An 877-nucleotide genomic window follows, 5' to 3' on the forward strand; every position below is an offset into this window, starting at 1 on the left:
CGCGAGCGTGGAGACGCCCACGGCATGCACGTCGTTCTCGATCGCCTGGCGTGCGCACTCTTCGGGCGTCTGGAACAGCGGGCCCATGTCCACGTCAAAGCCGAGGTCGGCAAATGCCGTGGCGACAACCTTCGCGCCGCGGTCATGGCCGTCCTGGCCGAGCTTGGAAATCATCACGCGCGGACGGCGGCCTTGCTCTTCGGCAAATGCTGCGATCTCGTGCTGCAGTGCTTCCCAGCCCTCGGCCGAGTCATAGGCCGCGGCATACACTCCGGTGACCTTCTGCGTGTCGGCACGATGGCGGCCGTAGACCTTTTCCAGTGCATCGCTGATTTCACCCACCGTCGCGCGCAGGCGCACGGCGTCGATGCTCAGTGCCAGCAAGTTGCCCTCGCCGCTCTCGGCCGCCGCCGTCAATGCGTCGAGCGCGGCTTGCGTCTTCGCGGTATCGCGCTTCTCGCGGATCGCATGCAGCTTGGCAATCTGCCCGTCGCGCACCTTGACATTGTCGATCGAGAGGCTGTCGATCGCGTCTTCCGTCTTGAGCTTGTACTTGTTGACGCCCACGATCACGTCCTTGCCCGAGTCGATGCGCGCCTGCTTGTCGGCGGCAGCCGCCTCGATCTTGAGCTTGGCCCAGCCGCTGTCCACGGCCTTGGTCATGCCGCCCATCGCCTCGACCTCCTCGATGATCTTCCACGCGGCATCGGCCATGTCCTGCGTCAGCTTCTCCATCATGTAGCTGCCGGCCCAGGGGTCGATCACGCTGGTGATGTGGGTCTCTTCCTGGATGATGAGCTGCGTGTTGCGCGCGATGCGCGAGCTGAACTCGGTGGGCAGGGCGATCGCTTCGTCCAGCGCATTGGTGTGCAGGCTC

At 64.9% G+C, this 877-nt stretch carries 1 protein-coding gene; it reads right to left on the reverse strand.

Annotation, left to right across the window (positions count from 1 at the left end; translation table 11 throughout):
- Positions 1-877: methylmalonyl-CoA mutase family protein (locus HCU76_RS36340; protein WP_218512063.1), on the reverse strand; the 877-nt coding region annotated here is incomplete at both ends.

The sequence above is a fragment of the Variovorax sp. dw_308 genome, from assembly GCF_019207085.1.
Classification (GTDB): Bacteria; Pseudomonadota; Gammaproteobacteria; order Burkholderiales; family Burkholderiaceae_C; genus Variovorax.